General features: G+C 29.7%; 17 protein-coding genes and 1 tRNA gene. 12 read left to right on the top strand and 6 right to left on the bottom strand.

Features of this window, described 5'->3' with window-relative positions:
* Positions 1–118: 118 nt before the first annotated feature.
* Positions 119–1411: a lactate racemase domain-containing protein gene (locus tag HBE96_RS12270; protein ID WP_169298045.1), complete on the top strand. Its 1293-nt coding sequence runs from the start codon at positions 119–121 to the stop codon at positions 1409–1411.
* A gap of 245 nt (positions 1412–1656) precedes the next feature.
* Positions 1657–1730: transfer RNA gene (locus HBE96_RS12265), tRNA-Gly, on the top strand.
* Between the two features lie 136 nt (positions 1731–1866).
* On the opposite strand, the gene HBE96_RS12260 is transcribed toward HBE96_RS12265, so the two are convergent.
* On the bottom strand, positions 1867–2100 hold the full coding sequence (locus HBE96_RS12260) for a hypothetical protein (RefSeq protein WP_169298044.1): 234 nt from the start codon (positions 2098–2100) through the stop codon (positions 1867–1869).
* A gap of 29 nt (positions 2101–2129) precedes the next feature.
* On the bottom strand, positions 2130–2600 hold the full coding sequence (locus HBE96_RS12255) for a hypothetical protein (protein ID WP_169298043.1): 471 nt from the start codon (positions 2598–2600) through the stop codon (positions 2130–2132).
* A 345-nt stretch (positions 2601–2945) separates the two neighbouring features.
* Here HBE96_RS12255 and HBE96_RS12250 point away from each other — a divergent pair, with 345 nt between their 5' ends.
* From HBE96_RS12250 to HBE96_RS12240, 3 genes are all read left to right on the top strand, one after another.
* Positions 2946–3794, top strand: a complete 849-nt coding sequence (locus HBE96_RS12250) for a CAP domain-containing protein (protein WP_169298042.1) — start codon at positions 2946–2948, stop codon at positions 3792–3794.
* Positions 3795–4365: 571 nt separating this feature from the next.
* Positions 4366–5493: a glutamate 5-kinase gene (proB, locus tag HBE96_RS12245; RefSeq protein ID WP_169298041.1), complete on the top strand. Its 1128-nt coding sequence runs from the start codon at positions 4366–4368 to the stop codon at positions 5491–5493.
* Positions 5494–5520: 27 nt separating this feature from the next.
* Positions 5521–6777, top strand: a complete 1257-nt coding sequence (locus HBE96_RS12240) for a glutamate-5-semialdehyde dehydrogenase (protein WP_169298040.1) — start codon at positions 5521–5523, stop codon at positions 6775–6777.
* 454 nt (positions 6778–7231) lie between these two features.
* On the opposite strand, the gene HBE96_RS12235 is transcribed toward HBE96_RS12240, so the two are convergent.
* From HBE96_RS12235 to galE, 4 genes are all read right to left on the bottom strand, one after another.
* Positions 7232–7606 carry a hypothetical protein gene (locus tag HBE96_RS12235; RefSeq protein ID WP_169298039.1) on the bottom strand — a complete coding sequence of 125 codons (375 nt, stop codon included), beginning with the start codon at positions 7604–7606 and terminating at the stop codon, positions 7232–7234.
* Between the two features lie 144 nt (positions 7607–7750).
* Positions 7751–7954 carry a hypothetical protein gene (locus tag HBE96_RS12230; RefSeq protein WP_169298038.1) on the bottom strand — a complete coding sequence of 68 codons (204 nt, stop codon included), beginning with the start codon at positions 7952–7954 and terminating at the stop codon, positions 7751–7753.
* 86 nt (positions 7955–8040) lie between these two features.
* A complete protein-coding gene (locus HBE96_RS12225; RefSeq protein ID WP_169298013.1) occupies positions 8041–8187 on the bottom strand; it encodes a hypothetical protein in 147 nt (48 codons plus the stop codon).
* Between the two features lie 82 nt (positions 8188–8269).
* The gene (gene galE / locus HBE96_RS12220; RefSeq protein ID WP_169298037.1) at positions 8270–9256 is read right to left on the bottom strand and encodes a UDP-glucose 4-epimerase GalE; all 987 of its coding nucleotides are present in this window, start codon (positions 9254–9256) and stop codon (positions 8270–8272) included.
* 617 nt (positions 9257–9873) lie between these two features.
* Between galE and HBE96_RS12215 the strand changes: the two genes are divergently transcribed.
* The 7 genes from HBE96_RS12215 to nikA all read left to right on the top strand — a co-directional run bounded on the left by HBE96_RS12215 (position 9874) and on the right by nikA (position 18680).
* Positions 9874–11550 carry a methyl-accepting chemotaxis protein gene (locus HBE96_RS12215; RefSeq protein ID WP_169298036.1) on the top strand — a complete coding sequence of 559 codons (1677 nt, stop codon included), beginning with the start codon at positions 9874–9876 and terminating at the stop codon, positions 11548–11550.
* A 3-nt stretch (positions 11551–11553) separates the two neighbouring features.
* A complete protein-coding gene (locus HBE96_RS12210; protein WP_169298035.1) occupies positions 11554–13887 on the top strand; it encodes a response regulator in 2334 nt (777 codons plus the stop codon).
* Between the two features lie 29 nt (positions 13888–13916).
* Positions 13917–14312: a response regulator gene (locus HBE96_RS12205; protein ID WP_169298034.1), complete on the top strand. Its 396-nt coding sequence runs from the start codon at positions 13917–13919 to the stop codon at positions 14310–14312.
* A gap of 15 nt (positions 14313–14327) precedes the next feature.
* Positions 14328–14681, top strand: coding sequence for a response regulator (locus HBE96_RS12200; RefSeq protein WP_169298033.1), 354 nt, complete (start codon positions 14328–14330; stop codon positions 14679–14681).
* 168 nt (positions 14682–14849) lie between these two features.
* Positions 14850–15308 (top strand): hypothetical protein, encoded by a 459-nt coding sequence (locus tag HBE96_RS12195; RefSeq protein WP_169298032.1) that lies wholly within the window; start codon positions 14850–14852, stop codon positions 15306–15308.
* A gap of 334 nt (positions 15309–15642) precedes the next feature.
* Positions 15643–16641, top strand: coding sequence for a metallophosphoesterase family protein (locus HBE96_RS12190; RefSeq protein ID WP_169298031.1), 999 nt, complete (start codon positions 15643–15645; stop codon positions 16639–16641).
* Positions 16642–17090: 449 nt separating this feature from the next.
* A complete protein-coding gene (gene nikA / locus HBE96_RS12185; RefSeq protein ID WP_169298030.1) occupies positions 17091–18680 on the top strand; it encodes a nickel ABC transporter substrate-binding protein in 1590 nt (529 codons plus the stop codon).
* The last annotated feature ends 19 nt before the right edge of the window (positions 18681–18699 follow it).

Below are 18699 nucleotides of genomic sequence, written 5' to 3'. Positions count from 1 at the left end.
AATAACTCCATTTTCCATAGAAAAACACCATTGATGCTATGGAAGAAATTGATTAGCTTTAAGTGAAAGTTAAAGTATATCAGTTTATGGAAAGCTAAATAAAAGGGGGCATTTTAAAATGAAAAGAGTTGAAATGAAATATGGAAGTACATCCATAGAGGTATGTGTAAAGGAAGAAAATTTAATTGGGGTAATAGAATCTAATAGATTAAAGAAAGAAAAAAGTGAAGATGAAATTATTAAAGAGGCTTTAGAAAACCCTATAGGAAGTGCTAGGCTTAGAGAACTTGTACATCAAGGTGAAAGAGTATGTGTGGTAATTCCAGATGTTACAAGAACATGGCAGAAAACGGATAAGTACTTAAATAAGATAGTAGAAGAAATAAATTCTGGTGGGGCTTTGGATAAAGATATAATTTTTATAAGTGCATTGGGGTCGCACAGAAAACAAACAAGGGAAGAGCATGAAAAATTACTTGGAGAAAAGCTTGCTTCAAGATTTCAGGTTATAGATCATGATTGCTATGACAAAGATAATTTAGTATATCTTGGAGAAACTACATATGGTAATTCTGTTTATATAAATAAAATCGCTATGGAATGTGATCATATAGTAATTACAGGAGGTATAGTATATCATCTACTTGCAGGTTATTCAGGGGGAAAGAAAAGCATCTTACCTGGTATATCTGGCGCGGAAACCATAATGAAGAATCATTCTCTTTCATTAAATGATAACTTAGGAGAAAGTATAAGAGATGGGGTATATGCAGGAGGTACAGAAAATAACCCTGTACATCAGGATATGATTCAAGCAGCTAGTTTTGTAAGACCAACCTTTATGTTTAATGTAATAATGGGATCAGAAGGAGAAATAGCTGCTGCCGTAGCAGGAAACTATATAGCAGCTCATGAGCAGGGAACGAAAATTTTAAAGAACATAGATGGGGTAAATATAAAGGAGAAAGCTGATTTGGTAATTGCCAGTTCAGGAGGATATCCAAAGGATATAAATTTATATCAAGCTACAAAAACATTGACTAATGCTAGAGAAGCAGTAAACGAAGGTGGATATATAATTGCACTACTTCAATGCAGGGAAGGTCTCGGAGGAGGAAAAGAAATTCAAGATTTAATTTTAAATTATGATAATATTTTAGATAGAGAAAGATTTGTGAGGAACAATTTCTCAATTGGGAAATTTATAGCATATTGTATGTGTGAAACTGCTTATAAATTTAAAGTGATTTTGGTATCAGATATTAAACAAGAATTAGTTAAAAATGCTAATATTACTGTAGTAAAAACTGTAGATGAAGCTTTAAAAATAGTATATAAAGAAAAAGGAGAAAATCTTAAGACTTATTTGATGCCTCATGCTGCAAATACACTACCAATGCTTATAAAATAATAGTAATTAATAATAAAAACTATGAAATATAGGATTAATATCTTAATTTCATAGTTTTTTAAATTAAAAAACAGACTTATACAGATCCTGGCGTGTCATGACGTGATATTTAAAGAATTTAGCATGAAACTGGAGAATTTTTTGTGCATTTAAATATGTTAATGTATGAAATGGAACCACATGATGTTATAAATGGTAAAATTTAAAGTATCATAAAGGTTTAGTGAAATTATAAATTTTATTATGCGGGTGTAACTCAATGGTAGAGTGCTAGCTTCCCAAGCTAGTTACGAGGGTTCGATTCCCTTCACCCGCTCCATAATGTAATTAAAGGTTGTGCTGGTTTGGCTAGCACAACTTTTTAATATATCAATAATTTGTAATATTAATAAGGAACATTACAAGTTGTATGTACTGGGGAAGAAGAAAACCCCAGTTGATGATAAGAACTTTTTTTATTTAGTATTATATTTATTAATTTTTTTCTTTCTCAATTTCACACCAAGTGTAGAGTTAATAAATATATCAATCATTTTTTCTTTGGTAACTTTAATTTCTATGATTATATTATATCTTTTACATAATTTACTTAAGTCAGATTTAGTTATATTGGAATCTTTTATAAAAGCCACTGCACTTTTAACGCTTGGCATAACCATTATACGGTTATACAACTCATCATTTGTCATAATAACACCTCTACTCTGTTATTTTAAAATTAATAAATTATATGTATAGTATAACCTGGTATGTTTGAATAAGGAATACCTATACTTAATAAGTTGGAATTTTTTATCTTATGAGCACATATATATGTACCTGAACATTTTCCAAAAGCTATAGTTTTTTTGCAGATTTCTGAATCCTTAACTAAAACTAAATCCAATTTTGTTTTTTCAATATTAAAGCTATAATCTATTATGGGTATTATATTCTTTGAATAACTAATAGCTTCTAAATTTGTATCATCTGAAGTCATTAGTAGAACATTTTTTACTAACATTATTAGTTCAGCGACATCAGATGTTCTTCTTTCTCCATAAGTATTCAACTCTTTTTTCATTAATTCATTAAATTCTAAATAGTCTCGAGCACTTTTTAATGCAACTCTTTTTCTTCTGGATCTTTGGTAAACTAAAGGTTCTCTTGCGTGAATGGTAATATTTTCAATGTTCTCAGCATTTTCCATGAAAACAACTCCTTTTATGACAAATATTAGTATATTAATTGTCGTAATACACTGATTAAATAAAATATATAATTACATATATAGTTATATAATAATTTCAAATTAAAAATATGTAAATAGTTGTGGATAAATTTTCATAATTAAATTTAAAATTTTTATTAAGTGAAAAATTTACCTAAATAAAATTTATAATATCTACTAATAATATAGATGCTCATTAAATAATATAAAGTGATTTTAAAGTTGGCATGAGGTTGAATTTATTAATGCTTTTTTATGAAATTGAACCAATATATTGTAAGTTACAAGTGTTAAAGTAAATTTAGAAAGAAAGGTGGAAATACAGTGAAAAGGAAAATGTCTATTTTTTCTATATGTATACTATCGCTTTCTTTATTTGGATGTTCAGCTACACAAAATCAAACATCGCAAAAGAAAGCACAGCCTATTGGTGGAGTAGAATCTTCAGCATATGGAACAGATAATGTTCAGAGAATAAAAATAACTGATGATAACACTAATATAAGAAGAGGTTGTTCTAATGATTCGGCTGTAGTGCAAAAAACAAGTTCAGGAAATTATTATGATGTTGTTAGTAAAGTTCAAGATTGGTATGCAGTAAAACTTCCCGATAATTCAATTGGTTTTGTACCCAAAGAACAGAGTAAGGCTGTAGTAGTAGATGATAAAAAACCCCAATCTACACCTGATAATACACAAACAGCACCTCAAGGAAGTACTGGTGGAGGGGCACAGGGTACAAATTTACCCAAAACGCCAAGTGCAAAAACAAATTCCAATACTTTAAGTGCTTCAGAACAGCAGATGATAAAGATGGTAAATGATGCTCGTGCTCAAAATAATCTGCCTGCATTAAAAATTGATACTCAACTATGCAATGTTGCTAGAATTAAAGCTCAAGATATGATAGACAATAATTATTTTAGTCATAGTTCACCTAAGTATGGAAGTCCTTTTGACATGATGAAATCCTTTGGGGTAAAGTATGTTGCAGCCGGTGAAAATATTGCAGGAAATCAAAGTGTTCAAAATGCTCAAAATGCATTGATGAATTCTCCAGGTCATAGAAAAAATATATTAAATCCTGATTTTACTCATATAGGAATAGGCATAAGACAGGGTGGGCCTTACAGTAATATGTTTTCACAAATGTTTATAAGCAAACCCCAATAATAGATAGGTATAAATTCACAATATATAAACTGTACTATATTTATATTATAAAGTTAGAAGAAATATAGTATGGTTTATTTTATTTGTGAAATTTTATTAATAAATTGCATATAAAGTATTAGAAGAATGATGCATACTTTAAAATGTTAGTTTTCATATGAAATGAAATTTGTAACAAATGGTGCTTTAGAAATATAATAAAATATGTATATATAGTTGCAGAACTTACAAATATATATTATTATATATGAAAAGAAAATTACGAAGTATAATATTTTGAAAATTTAAAGTGTAGGCAAAGACATTTAAAAGTATATCAAGTTTAATATCAATTAAATTGTTGTTAAGCTTATCCAGTGGTTGCTACATGTTCATTAATAGATAAAATTAGTATACAGCATAGGGGAGGCATTGGATAAAAAAATAAGGAAGGTGGTGAAAAGTCTGCTGCAAACTTTGCAAATATAGGCAAACTAATTAAGCTATGAAATAGTATGTTTTTCAGTAAATTGAGTAATATGTTTATATTTTAAGCAGCAGATTAAAGTTACATTTTTGTAACCAGTAAATTATGAAGCTTAGAGAAAAATATTTAAAAAATGTGAAAAGGATAGTAATTAAAGTTGGATCTTCTACTTTAACACATAAGAGTGGTCTTTTAAATTTAAATCAAATTGAAAAAATTGTAAGACAAATAGCAGATTTACATAATGAAGGCAAAGAAGTTATATTAGTTACATCTGGTGCTATTGCAGCTGGAATAGGAAAGTTAGGGCTTAAAAGCAGACCAAAAACAATTCCGGAAAAACAAGCAGCAGCTGCTATAGGACAGGGAATATTAATGCATATGTATGAAAAGATTTTTTCGGAATATGGAAAGGTAGCAGCACAAATTCTCATAACTAAGGATGATATTTCACATAGAACCAGATTTTTAAATGCAAGAAATACATTTTTTGCTTTAGCAGAAATGGGCGCTATTCCTATAGTAAATGAAAATGATGCTATTATAGTAGACGAAATAAAGTTTGGAGATAATGATACTTTATCTGCAACTGTAGCTTCTTTTGTTGAGGCAGATTTGTTAATTTTACTTTCAGATATTGAAGGATTATATGATAGTAATCCAAGAACAAATACTGATGCAAATCTCATACACGAAGTTGAAGAAATTACAGAAGAAATTGAAAAGTGTGCAGGAGGTGCGGGCTCTTCTCTAGGTACAGGAGGTATGGCTACTAAAGTAAGTGCGGCAAAGATCGCTACTACTGCTGGTGTTTCAATGGTAATAGCAAATGGTGGACAGGAAAATGTTATAAGGGACATTGTGAATTTAAAAGAAGTAGGTACTTTGTTTGCTCAAAGCAGACATCCTCTTACACTTAGAAAACATTGGATTACTTTCAATACTGATGCAAAGGGAAAGCTAGTAGTAGATGATGGAGCTTTTAATGCTATTTTTCATAATCATAAAAGCCTTTTACCTACAGGGGTAGTAACTGTTGAAGGTTTTTTTGAACAGGGGCAAATTGTATCTATAGAAAATTCTATGGGCAAAGAAGTAGGAAGAGGAATAACTAATTATAGCTCAGGTGAAATTGATCAAATTAAAGCTTTAAATACAGATGAAATAGAGAATAAGTTAGGATATAAAAATTATGATGAAATAATACATTGTAATAACATGGTTGTATTTTAAAATACAAGTTGAGGGAGAAATAAGAGTATGGATATTAATAATTATATACTAGAAAAAGCTTTAAAGGCTAAAGAAGCATCAAGAAAACTTGCTTATTTGAGTACTGAAGAAAAAAACAAGGCGCTAATTAGTATGAGTGAAGCTTTAATAAAAAATGAGGATTTTATATTAAAGGAAAATGAAAAAGATCTAAAAGAAGGAAAGATCAGTGGGATGACTGAAGCATTACTAGATAGATTAGCCTTAAATCATAAAAGAATAGAGGATATGGCATTAGGTTTTAAAAATGTTGCTTCCATGGATGATCCTATAGGTCAGGGGGTAAAAATGTGGAAGAGGCCAAATAATCTCCAAATAGATCAAGTAAAGGTGCCTCTTGGGGTTGTAGGAATTATTTATGAAGCAAGACCTAATGTTACTGTAGATGCAGCAGCTTTATGTATAAAGTCAGGAAATGCTGTAATACTTAGGGGTGGAAAAGAGGCTATAAATTCTAATAAGGCTATTGCAGATACTATAATTAAGGCAGGAGAACTATCAGGACTTCCAAAGGGAAGTATTGAGCTCATAGAAGTTACTGACAGAGAAGGAGTTAACTGCATGATGAAGTTGAATGGGTACATAGATGTGCTTATTCCAAGAGGTGGAGCGGGCCTTATACAAAATGTAGTTAAAAATTCCACTGTACCTGTAATTGAAACTGGAGTTGGAAACTGTCATGTGTACGTAGATGAGGATGCTGACTTAGAAATGGCTGAAAATATAGTGGTTAATGCAAAAACTCAAAGACCTGCTGTATGTAATGCCATGGAAACTCTGTTAGTGCATAAAAATGTTGCGCCTAAGTTTTTACCAAAGCTAGGAGAAACTTTAAAAGCTTTAAAAGTGGAAATAAGAGGATGCAGTGAAACTGAAAAATACATAAAAGATATAGTTTCTGCAGAAGAAAAGGATTGGGAAACCGAATATTTAAATTTAATTTTAGCAATAAAAGTTGTAAATTCTATGAATGAAGCTATGGATCATATTTATAAATATGGAACGAAACATTCTGAGGCTATAATTACCAATAACTATAAAAATAGCCAGAGGTTTTTAAATGAAGTTGATGCAGCTGCGGTATATGTAAATGCATCTACACGTTTTACTGATGGAAGCGAATTTGGATTTGGAGCAGAAATAGGAATAAGTACTCAAAAACTTCATGCGAGAGGTCCAATGGGACTTGATCAGTTGACTACCATGAAATATATTATATATGGTCAGGGACAAACTAGAAAATAGGATGAAAAAATGTTGAATAATTTTATAATTTAGCTCTTAAAAATTCAGGCGGAAGCCTTCAGTATAGACATATAAAGCAAAAAATATTTCTTTTAGTATAATAGAATTGCGAGGATTGAAAAGAGTCGAATAAGGCACTATATAACACATAGATTGAAAACTGGAAATAAACCCACTACTTACAGGCTGCGCATTAAGTTGTGATTAGAATAACTAACTTAAAATATATGGATAAAAAGCAATTATTATGAAAGCTACGCTTTTAAGATAATGGGGATAATAGTATGTATGTAGACTGAAGTAAGAAGAAACGTTAAGCTGTATGAAGAATGATATATGTTGTGCAGGAACATTAGAACTTCTTAAATGAAGCGAGTGTTCCTGCACAACATATATAATTTGGAATACAGCTTAACGTTTCTTCTGTTACTTGTGTCGCAATGTAATCATTATATTAAGTTCTACCATGAAATTCAGTATGACATTTTTTGCATGTAATTAGTATTTTGCCCTTTTTCCTAGGAACTCTAAGTTTTTGAGAACATTCAGGGCACTTGAATACTTTGTAATACTTAAAATCATTAACTTTCATTTTAAACCTATATATTATTTGTTTAATTATAAGAATACTATTTTCAAAGCCTTGCAATTCCTGATATCTTTTATATCTATTTTTTGAAATAGTTCTCCAGGTAGCATAAGCTGCCAATACTATTGCCATTATTACCATATGCTTGTTTAATGAAAGAATAAAGGAAATAATTAAAAGGTATTTTGAAAACTTATCTAAGCCATAGCAATCCTTTAAATAATAAGAAAATTTATTCAATGCTATTCCTCCTAAAAAATTATTATTTCTCATATAATATTTACTCTAACATATGTATTTTATTCATTCAAGAAAACATTTTGTTAACTAAAAAATTGAAAAAAGCTATTCATTAAGCTTTTTAATGAATAGCTTTATAAAAATTTAGAATATACTTTTTATTAAAATTAAAAGACCAAATATAATTAGAGGTATACCGATTATGCCACCTACTATAGTAACAGTGGCGGCCATTCCCAATATCATTATAACTAAACCTAATATTATTCCAATAGCTTTACCAGTTAGAGTAATAATTGATGATATTAAGCTTAAAATTATTTTAAAAGGCCATAGAATAAATTTCATTTTTATACTCCTTATAACATACTAAATATATTATAATTTTTTAAATTTACAAATTCAAGGATAATTTAGTAGTAGAAAAGACTGTATCAAATTTGTTCTATTGATCCCTGTGCTAATTGACTTGTGGCATTAGATACATCTGTAATAGATATAACTGTTTGATCTACAGAAGAAGATACATTGTTTGAGTATTTTAATATATTATTAGAATTAATTGTAGATAGACTAATCAAAAATGGGTGAGTTTTATTTTAATTAGTCTAATTCTACAATTAGATTTGGATGTGAACAATTTAAGAATAATGTAATAAAAAGTTATTTTTCATAACCATTTAAATGATTTTTATGCCAATTCCAGGCAGTTTCTATTATTGTTTCAAGAGAATTAAATTTAGGTTTCCAACCTAGTTCTTTAATTGCTTTTTCAGAAGAGGCAATTAAAGTAGCAGGGTCTCCAGCACGTCTTTCAGCAATTTCTGCTTTAATGTTTATGCCTGTTACCATTCTTGCTACATCTACAACTTCTTTAACAGAGAAACCTTTTCCATTACCTAAGTTATAAATTTTACTTTCTCCTCCATTTCTAAGTCTCTCTAAAGCTAATAGGTGAGCAGAAGCAAGATCAGATACATGAACATAATCTCGTACACAAGTACCATCCTCAGTATTATAATCGTCTCCAAAAATCATTATTTTTTCTCTTTTACCTAAGGCAGCTTGTAATATTATAGGAATAAGATGGCTTTCTGGTCTATGGTCTTCCCCAATTTTTCCATTTATATGAGCACCGCAGGCATTGAAATATCTTAATGCCGTGTATTTTATGCCATAAGCTCTATCACACCATTTTAGTATTTTTTCTACTGCAAGCTTTGATTCACCATAGGGGTTTGTTGGAAAAGTTTTATCCTGTTCTAATATAGGTATATTTTCAGGTTCACCATAAGTTGCTGCAGTAGATGAAAATACAATGTATTTAACATTATACTTATTCATAGCTTCTAAAAGTTTTATAGTAGAACCAATATTATTATCAAAGTATTTTAGTGGGTTTTCTACACTTTCGCCAACTAGAGAATTTGCTGCAAAATCTATGACAGCATCAATTTTATTTTCAGTAAAAACTTTATCTAAAATTTCATTATCCTTTAAATTACCAATATAAAGCTTTCCGCCTAACAGTGAATCTTTATGTCCTGTTTGAAGATTATCAAGTACTATAACATCATGACCATTTTCTAATAAATAAGCTACCATGTGGCTGCCTATATAGCCAGCACCACCACAAACTAATATTTTCATTATAAAAACCTCCTACTATATTAAAGTTAAATTTTATAATTTAAGCAAAAAACAATTGTTATTATAATGTGTAAAGTTTAAAAATTTAATTGTTACCTATTTATAATATATTTTTTATTGCTAATAACAAGAAATTTTAAATATAGTATAACTTAATACTAATTTAGTATCAATATATGGATGTATATATTGATATACAATATCATTTCAATTGTTAATTTTAATTTAATTTTATAATAAATAGTTTTAATTTGACTGAAAATACAAAATTACAATATATAACGTCATAAATTGACAACATATTCCTTGCATAGTATAATTGAAAGAAAATAAGAAATGTTCACTTCAAAATAAATATAACCGCATCACATCTAAATATATAGGTAATTATCTAGGATATGCTAGATAGGGATTTTTAAGAAAATGAGTCAAGAAGAGGGCACTTCAGTAGTTACGTTATTTAAAGATTTTTCATAGTATTATGAAGCTAGTAGGTGAAAATGTAATGCATTACAAAGTAAAAATTGTACAAGTCTAACGCAGCTTTTAAATATTTTGTTAATTTAATAAATTTGCAGTAAACATTGTATTACATTTAACAATAAGGAGGATAAAAAATGAAATGGTTTTCTAATTTAAAAATTAAAATGAAGATTATTTTATACTTCACCACGCTTGTAAGTTTTATTTTAATTGTTGGAATCATTGGCATTAATAACATGAACAACATGAATAATAGGAATCAGGACATGTATAAAAATAATTTGCTGGAGATCGAAAGTATTCAAAATATACAGAAGGATTTATTTGCTATTCGATCAGACTATTTATTAATGTTATATGAAAAAGATACTTCTAAGCTTTCGCAAAGAGTAACTGAAATCGAAAAATTATTAGAAGAATGTAGCCAAATACAGAAAGATTATGAATTAACTATTCAATCTCAGGAGGAAAGAAGTTTATTTAATTCTTCAAAAAGTAATTTTGATACATATAAGGAAATGTTAAATGAACACTTAAGCTTAATAAAATCAGGCAATTATTTGGAAGCCACTGCTAAAATAAATCAGCTTGCAGCCCTAAGGGAAAAAAGTGATCAATCAGTTCAGCAGTTGGTAAATTTGAATAAGAAAGACGCAGAAACAAAAAATACAAAAAATATTTCAAGCTATAAAAGTCAATCTATGCTTATGGTTATGGTGATAATTGTTGGAGCTATACTTGCAGTAAGTATAGGATTAATATTTGCTGGTATGATAAGCAAACCTTTAAATGAGATCGTTAAGGCAGCTAATAAGATAGCTGGAGGTAATTTAGATGTATCAATAAATGTGGATACTACAGATGAAATAGGAATACTAGCAGGCGCTTTTATGAAAATGTCCTCTAATATGAATGATGCACTTAGAAACATAAATTCAGCTGCAAAAGAGGTAGCATCAGGGGCGAAACAGGCGTCAGATTCAAGCATTGCTCTTTCCCAAGGTAGTACGGAACAAGCTAGTTCAATTGAACAATTGACTGCTTCTATAGAAGAAATAGCATCCCAAACAAATGAAAATAGTAATGGCGCCAGCAAGGCTAATGAACTTGCTAACAATACAAAAGAAAATGCTATTAAGGGCAATGAACACATGATGGAAATGTTAAAATCTATGGAAGAAATTAACGAGTCATCTGGAAATATTTCAAAAATTATTAAAGTTATAGATGAAATTGCATTTCAAACTAATATACTTGCGCTTAATGCAGCTGTGGAGGCAGCAAGAGCAGGTCAGCATGGAAAAGGTTTTGCAGTAGTTGCAGAAGAAGTAAGAAATTTGGCTGAAAGATCAGCTAATGCAGCTAAGGAAACAACAAATATGATTGAAGGTTCTATTAAAAAGGTTGAAGATGGTACAAAAATAGCAGATAAAACGGCAGCTGCATTGAGTGCTATTGTTAAAGATGTTACTGATGTGGCAGATCTTGTAAAAAACATAGCTGAGGCATCAAATGAACAGGCATTAGGAATTGAGCAGATTAATCAGGGAATCATGCAGGTATCTAACGTTGTTCAAACAAATTCTGCAACTTCTGAAGAAATTGCAGCAGCAAGTGAAGAACTTTATGGTCAAGCCGAAATGCTAAAATCAGAAGTAGAAAGATTTAAATTGAAGAAAGTTAGTAATTATTATGAAACATCACAAGAATTAGCTTCTGAGGAATCAAAGTTTTTTGGAAAGAAAAATGGTAAGTACAATAAAAAAAATTTACCTAAAATTGTTTTAAATGATGAAGAGTTGGAGTTATAAAAGATGATTAGAAAACAAATTTTAAATGATGGTAATGCGTTTTTTATTAACACCTTATCCTGTATAGCTGATGGAGTTATTATTGTTGACATGAACCAAAAAATTATGTTCTTGAATTCCGCAGCAGAAGGAATAACAGGTTGGTCATCAAAGGAAGCAGAAAATCAAGATTTTAATATTGTTTTCCCTTTAATAGATATTAATACAGGTGAAAAGATTAAAAGTCCAATTGATAATGTAGTTAAATTACAAAAGTCCATTGGACTTAAGAAGAACTCTGGTCTTATTACAAAAGATAATAAAAAAAAGTATGTTTCAGCTAGTAGTTCTCCTATAATAGATGACTATGGGGATTTTATTGGGATAGTTGTAGTTTTTCGTGATATTACAAGGATTAGAAGTGTTGAATTAGAATTAATAAATAAGGAACATAGTTTTAAGAGACTGTTTGATTCTGTGCCTGTAGGAGTAGTAATACTTGATGAAAGTGGAGTTATTTATTCAATAAATAATTCTGTATCAAACTTTTTAAATATTAAAAAAACCCAGGTTATTGGAAAGACTATTGGAAGTGGTTTCTGTTGTAAAAATAGTTTTGATGATGAAAGAGGCTGTGGCTTTGGAGAAAAATGTAAAGAATGTAGCTTAAGACAAGCAATATCACTGGCTAAAAAATCTGATTGTGGTACAAATTTGGAGTACAATAATAAAGCTATAATAAATAGTAAAGAAATTGAATTATGGCTTAAGTTAAGTGTAACTCCTGTATATTTTGGTGAAAAAAAGTTTGTTGTTATTGTTTCGACAGATATAAGAGATAGAAAAAATAAGGAAATGGAGCTTAGAAGAGCAAAGGAACAGGCGGAAGCAGCTAGTAAAGCTAAGAGTGAATTCTTAGCAAACATGAGTCATGAAATTAGAACACCTCTTAATGGAGTTGTTGGTATGGTAGATTTAACTTTACTTACTGATTTAAATTCTGAACAAAAAGAGAACTTAATGACAGCCAAATCCTGCGCAAATTCATTATTAAAAGTTATTAATGATATATTAGATTTTTCAAAGATGGAAGCTGGAAAATTAGTTATAGAAAGCATTGATTTTGATATTAAAAGTCTTGTAGAAGAAATAATAAAAGCCCATTGTTCAAGTGCGGTTGCAAAAGGAATTGAACTAAATTATACACTTTCTTCTACTATACCACAGTTTCTTAAAGGAGATCCAAATAGACTTAAGCAGGTATTAAATAATTTGATTAGTAATGCAATTAAGTTTACAGAATATGGTGAAATTTCATTAAATGTAAAGAGTATAGAAACTAATAGTGAATATGTTCAATTAAAATTTAGTGTGTCTGATACGGGAATTGGAATATCAGAAGAAAATATCCATACCATATTTAAAAGTTTTAGTCAGGTTGATAGTTCATCTACAAGAACAGTTGGTGGTTCTGGATTAGGGCTTGCTATATCTAAGCAGCTTACAGAAATAATGGGCGGTAATTTATTAGTTAAAAGTAAGCTTGGAAAAGGAAGCGACTTTTATTTTGTTTTAACCTTTAAAATCGGCAAAGGGTTGAAAGTAAATAGCAAGCATAACTTTAAGGTAAATGAAGTAACTAAGAATTTAAATATATTATTAGCAGAAGATGATAAGTTAAACCAACAGGTTATAAGCCGTATGATTAAGGAAAGAGGATATTCTATCGATATTGCCAATAATGGAGAAGAAGCAGTAAGTATGTATAAAAGTGATAAGTATGATGTGATACTTATGGATATTCAAATGCCAATTATGAATGGCATTGAAGCTGCGAAAATAATAAAAGAAAAGGACAAACATATACCAATCATAGCTATTACTGCATATGCTTTAAAAGGAGATAGAGAAAAATTTTTGTCAAATGGCATGGATGATTATATACCTAAGCCTGTAAAGATGGATAAATTGTTCACTGTAATTGAAGCACATACTGCATTCAGCAAGGAAGAAGATTTAAAAAATTTTAACATAAGATTTGGCAAAAATGGTGAAGTTGGATTTTTTAATGATGAAAATAAAATTCTTAATAAAGAAAAACCAAAGGTGATGGAAGAATTATCTTATGCTATAGATAAACTCGATAGGTCTTTACAGGAAAAGCAGTTAGTGTTTATTGAAAGATTGGCTAATAAAATAAAAAACTTATCTAATGAAATTAACATAGATGAATTAAAGGATATTTCTTTTAAAGTAGAACTTTCTGCAAGACGAGGTAATTTAAATGAGGCTGTTGATTATGCTAAAAAAGTAATTGAGGAATTTGAGATTCTTAAGAAGTCAATTTTAGATATTTAAAAATAAAATACAATTAGGGGGATAAGGGTATGAGAATATTAATTGCAGAAGATGATTTGACAAGTAGAAGATTTTTGCTAAAGTTTCTTTCACAATATGGAGAATGTGATATTGTAGTAGATGGCATAGAAGCTTTAGATGCTTATTTGTTAGCTGCTAAGGAGAATAATCCATATAATCTTATTTGTCTTGATATAATGATGCCTAAAGTTGATGGTATAAAGGTGCTTAAGGCAATTAAAGAATTTGAGGAATATAGAATGATTGTTCCTGAAAAAAGAGCAAAAGTAATAATGACAACAGCTCTTATGGACACTGAATGTGTTCATGAAGCTTTTGAATTAGGTTGTGAAGCATATGCTGCAAAGCCTATAGATATAAATAAGTTAATTGAAGTAATGAAAAAGCTAGAAATAATATCATAATAAGAGGTGGTTTTTATGAAAAAGGTTTTAATTGTTGATGATGCATTATTTATGAGAGCAGCGCTTAGAACAATGCTTGAAAATAATGGATATGAAATAGTTGGAGAAGCTGAGGATGGATTTGATGCTGTAAATAAATATAAAATATTAAATCCAGAAATAGTAACAATGGATATTACTATGCCTAAAATGGATGGTGTAGAAGCGCTATCTGCAATTAGAAAAATGGATCCTAATTGCAAAGTGGTTATGATTTCTGCTGTAGGTCAGGAATCATGGGTAAAAAAAGCTATTATAGTTGGTGCAAAAAGTTTTATAGTTAAACCTTTTAAAGAAGAACATGTAATTAAGACCTTAAGTAAGCTGTAATTCACAGCTTACTTAATTAAAATTATTATGTGAGGAAAGATATAGAAAAAATAATCAGAAAATTTTGAAAATATTTGCTTTTAAATTAATACTGCATGTGCTAAAATTAAGATGGGTAAACGTTTTGCTTAGTTGAAATTGCAGTATTACCTAATAGGGGGAATTTTAATGGATAAGCAAATACTAATTTCAAGCGTTACATCAAAGTTAAATAAGCTGGGAATAAAATATTCGTTGGGGGAAGAAACTGATATATCTATAAATTGTGAGTTTGTAAATAATTTGTGGAAGATTGGTAATGAAAAGATAGACTATCACGTTTGTGCATACTTTAATGAAGAAGTAAGTACGGTTTTGGTATGGGAGATGGCAAAGGAAAGTAGTTGGGGGCTTTCTTTTGCATTTGAAAATGAGGCTTCCTTTCAGTGCGGTACTGCAGTTTGTAGAATAGTTAAAGGGATTCAATATGATGATGAGGGTAAAGCTTATGAATACAGTTTTGATTTAAGTGATATAATTAGGATCTTCAAGTATACAGCTAAAGAGAATGGCTGGAAGTTTAAGACAGTAATAAGAAAAAAGAAAGCATTATATCCAGTTAAGTATAGTAATGCAGTAGATGGCTAAGGGCATTTAGGTGGCAGCCTATTTATGTCGCCTTTATTCTATAAGGCATATTCAAAAAAATAACAAGTCAGTATGTTAGTATATTTTGCGTCATACTGCGTCAACAGAACCCTTTGATAGAACAACTATCAGCAGAACCTGTTTCCTTGTCCATCGCAAAATATACTAACATCTTTGACTTGCTATTTTCTTTCATATGCCTAAAGTAAATTAGAGATTATTTAAAATATAAAGTTATAAAAAATGTCATATAAGAAGAAAACATGGTTTTGAGTTGTATAATGTGATATTATAATATCAATAAATTTTATAAGTAATAGGTGATTTAAATAATATGAAGAAATTAAAAATAACTGGACTAATATTAATAGTAATAATTTTAGTTATTTCTTGGACGGTATATAAAAATAAAATTAGCAATAAAGTAGTTCATAATTCTAAAAAAGTTGTAAGTAGCACAAATAAAGAAGCAGTTCCAAAGAAGGAAGAACTTAATTTTTCAGTTTTGGGAGATGTACATGGCAATATATATAAACTAAAAAATGCAATTGGTGATTTGCATACCATAAATGCTAATATGGATGCCTTGATATTCAACGGAGATAATGTGGATCAAGGATTAAAAAGTCAGTATGATGCACTTAAAAATACTTTAGATAATAAGAAAGATATACTTCCTAAAATTATAATTAAAAACATTGGTAATCATGAGTATTTTGATTATGCGAGAGGTAAAAATAATTTAGAGGATGTTGAAAGACTTAAAAATATGTATTTAGATTTTGCAGGTGAAAACTCTATATATCATGATAAATGGATTAAAGGGTATCATTTTATATCATTAGGATCAGAATCTGGAAATACGAGGAAGCCAGGATCATCAGTGAATGCTTTTTTATCAGAAAATCAATTAGAATGGCTGCAGTTAAAATTAGCTGAAAAGCATAAAAAAGGTAAACCTATTTTTGTATTTTTACATCAGCATTTAGAAACTAGCATAGAGGGATGGATTGGAATAGAGCAAAGAGAGGAACTTAGTAAAATTTTATCAGAGTATCCTGAAGTTATTTTATTTACATCCCACACGCATGTTTTGTTAGGGGTAGATAATGTAAGAACAGATCAGCCTTTTGCTACAGTTCATACAGGAGCTGTACATTATGCAATACTGCCAGAAGAAGGTTATAGATTAAAAAGGATTTATAATGAAAGTCAGGGCTTATATGTGGAAGTACATGGAGATAAAGTAGTAGTTAAAGGAAGGGATTTTGCTAAAAAAACATGGATATTTTCAAAAGAAATTGATACTGGTAATAAAATAGTTTCAAAATGAAAAAGAAATTCTCAAAATGGTACTAGTTTATATCATTTTGAGGATTTTTTTCTTTTTTTTTGTAAAAATGTCGGTTAATTATGATTGGCATGAAATTTGCTGTATAAATACATTGTCAAAATTTATTATGAATAAAAAAATATGGATCTTATTGCAAAAATTAATAGAAATAAGTATAGTATGATTTGAAGTTTTTGTATATTAAGTGTTCTATTTTGTGGCAGTTGTTATGTCATTAATATTTTATACTTAATTCTAGTACTATAAAATGTTTTAAAAAGAGCAGAAGGTGAAAGATGACTAAATAGCAACTTAAGATATATTATTAAATAATTTGTATAAAAAGGGAAAGTGGAATAATAATAACGGTTATGTATAATGATGTTAGCAAAATTTTGAACATTGAAGTAGTAGAAAAAATAAATTTGTAAATTTGGAGGAATTAACTAATGAAGTTTAAAAGAATCATGGCAATTGTACTAAGTTCAATGATGTGCCTTGCTGCAGGATGTACAAGCAGTAAAGAGACTTCGCAGACAAGTAAAAAGGACAAAATAGTTTATGCAAGCACAAAGGACATTAGAGACATTAATCCTCACCTTTACTCAGGTGAAATGGCTGCTCAAAATATGGTCTTTGAATCCTTGGTAATCAATACTGAAAAAGGGGTAAAACCTTGTCTTGCAGAAAGCTGGGATGTATCTAAGGATGGGCTTGAGTATACCTTTCATTTAAGAAAAGGTGTAAAATTTACAGATGGAGAACCTTTTAATGCAAAGGCTGTTAAATTAAATATGGATGCTGTTATTGCAAATATTCAGCGTCATGCATGGCTTGATCTTGTAAATGAAATTAAAAGTAATGAGGTAGTTGATGAAAATACATATAAGTTAGTCTTAAAACATCCATATTATCCAACCCTTGTAGAACTTGGACTTACACGTCCATTTAGATTTATTTCACCTAAATGTTTTGTTAATGGTGGTACAAAAAATGGAGTAAGTGGATATGCTGGAACAGGTCCATGGGTACTTTCAGAACATAAAAATAATCAATATGCAGTGTTTACAGCAAATAAAAATTATTGGGGAGAAAAACCAAAGGTAAATTCTGTAGAATGGAAGGTTATGCCTGACCAACAGACAATATTATTAGGACTACAAAAAGGTGAAATTGATATGTTGTTTGGTTCGGATGGAGATATGATTGACCTTGATTCCTTTAAAGAATTACAAAAAGCAGGCAAATATACTACTGTACTTAGTAAACCAATTGCATCTAGAGCAATCCTTTTAAATTCACGTAAAGAAATTACTGGTGATTTAAAGTTTAGAGAGGCAATGCAATATGCAGTTAATAAAAAGGCTATTACAGGTGGTATTTTAAATGGTTCAGAATCAGTGGCAGACACACTTATGTCAAAATCTGTAAAATACTGCGATATAGATTTGAGAACATTCTCATATGATGTGAATAAAGCAAAAAGTCTTTTAGAAGAAGCTGGATGGAAAATGGGCAGCGATGGATATAGATATAAAGATGGTAAGAAATGTGAGATTACACTTTACTTTAATTCCAATAATGCACAGGAACGTACTATTAGTGAAGCTGTACAAAATGATTTTAAAGCAGTAGGTGTTAGTCTTAAAGTTACAGGAGAAGAAAAACAAGCTTTCCTTGATCGTCAAAGAACAGGAGAATTTGATCTTCAATACTCACTTTCTTGGGGAACTCCATATGATCCACAATCATATTTCTCTTCTTGGCGTCAACCAGCGCATGGTGATTGTCAGGCACAATCAGGTTTAGAGAAAAAGAAGTGGCTTGATCAAACTATTACATCTATTATGACTGAGCCAAATGAAAATACTCGTAAGCAAATGTATAAAGAGGTTTTAACATATGTAAATGATCAGTGCATATATATTCCAATTAGTTACTCCAGAACAAAAGTAGTATGTGTTAAGGGGCTAAAGGGAGTTGGCTTTAATGAATCTCAATACGAAATACCATTTGAAAAAATGTATTTTGAAAAGTAGATGAAGCAAAGGAGCTGTC

Origin of the sequence: Clostridium muellerianum, assembly GCF_012926525.1 — a bacterium.
In the GTDB taxonomy this organism is placed as follows: domain Bacteria; phylum Bacillota; class Clostridia; order Clostridiales; family Clostridiaceae; genus Clostridium_AM; species Clostridium_AM muellerianum.
Note: the sequence above shows the minus strand (reverse complement) of the source record. Positions and strands in the feature narration are given on the sequence as shown.

Bases quoted from the DNA above. Each gene is read 5' to 3' on its own strand.
- galE (WP_169298037.1), bottom strand. From the start codon at position 9,256: ATGAAAATATTAGTTTGTGGTGGTGCTGGCTATATAGGCAGCCACATG.
- HBE96_RS12255 (WP_169298043.1), bottom strand. From the start codon at position 2,600: ATGGAAAATGCTGAGAACATTGAAAATATTACCATTCACGCAAGAGAA.
- HBE96_RS12190 (WP_169298031.1), top strand. From the start codon at position 15,643: ATGAAGAAATTAAAAATAACTGGACTAATATTAATAGTAATAATTTTA.
- proB (WP_169298041.1), top strand. From the start codon at position 4,366: ATGAAGCTTAGAGAAAAATATTTAAAAAATGTGAAAAGGATAGTAATT.
- nikA (WP_169298030.1), top strand. From the start codon at position 17,091: ATGAAGTTTAAAAGAATCATGGCAATTGTACTAAGTTCAATGATGTGC.
- HBE96_RS12205 (WP_169298034.1), top strand. From the start codon at position 13,917: ATGAGAATATTAATTGCAGAAGATGATTTGACAAGTAGAAGATTTTTG.
- HBE96_RS12260 (WP_169298044.1), bottom strand. From the start codon at position 2,100: ATGACAAATGATGAGTTGTATAACCGTATAATGGTTATGCCAAGCGTT.
- HBE96_RS12195 (WP_169298032.1), top strand. From the start codon at position 14,850: ATGGATAAGCAAATACTAATTTCAAGCGTTACATCAAAGTTAAATAAG.
- HBE96_RS12200 (WP_169298033.1), top strand. From the start codon at position 14,328: ATGAAAAAGGTTTTAATTGTTGATGATGCATTATTTATGAGAGCAGCG.
- HBE96_RS12215 (WP_169298036.1), top strand. From the start codon at position 9,874: ATGAAATGGTTTTCTAATTTAAAAATTAAAATGAAGATTATTTTATAC.
- HBE96_RS12240 (WP_169298040.1), top strand. From the start codon at position 5,521: ATGGATATTAATAATTATATACTAGAAAAAGCTTTAAAGGCTAAAGAA.
- HBE96_RS12270 (WP_169298045.1), top strand. From the start codon at position 119: ATGAAAAGAGTTGAAATGAAATATGGAAGTACATCCATAGAGGTATGT.
- HBE96_RS12210 (WP_169298035.1), top strand. From the start codon at position 11,554: ATGATTAGAAAACAAATTTTAAATGATGGTAATGCGTTTTTTATTAAC.
- HBE96_RS12230 (WP_169298038.1), bottom strand. From the start codon at position 7,954: ATGAAATTTATTCTATGGCCTTTTAAAATAATTTTAAGCTTAATATCA.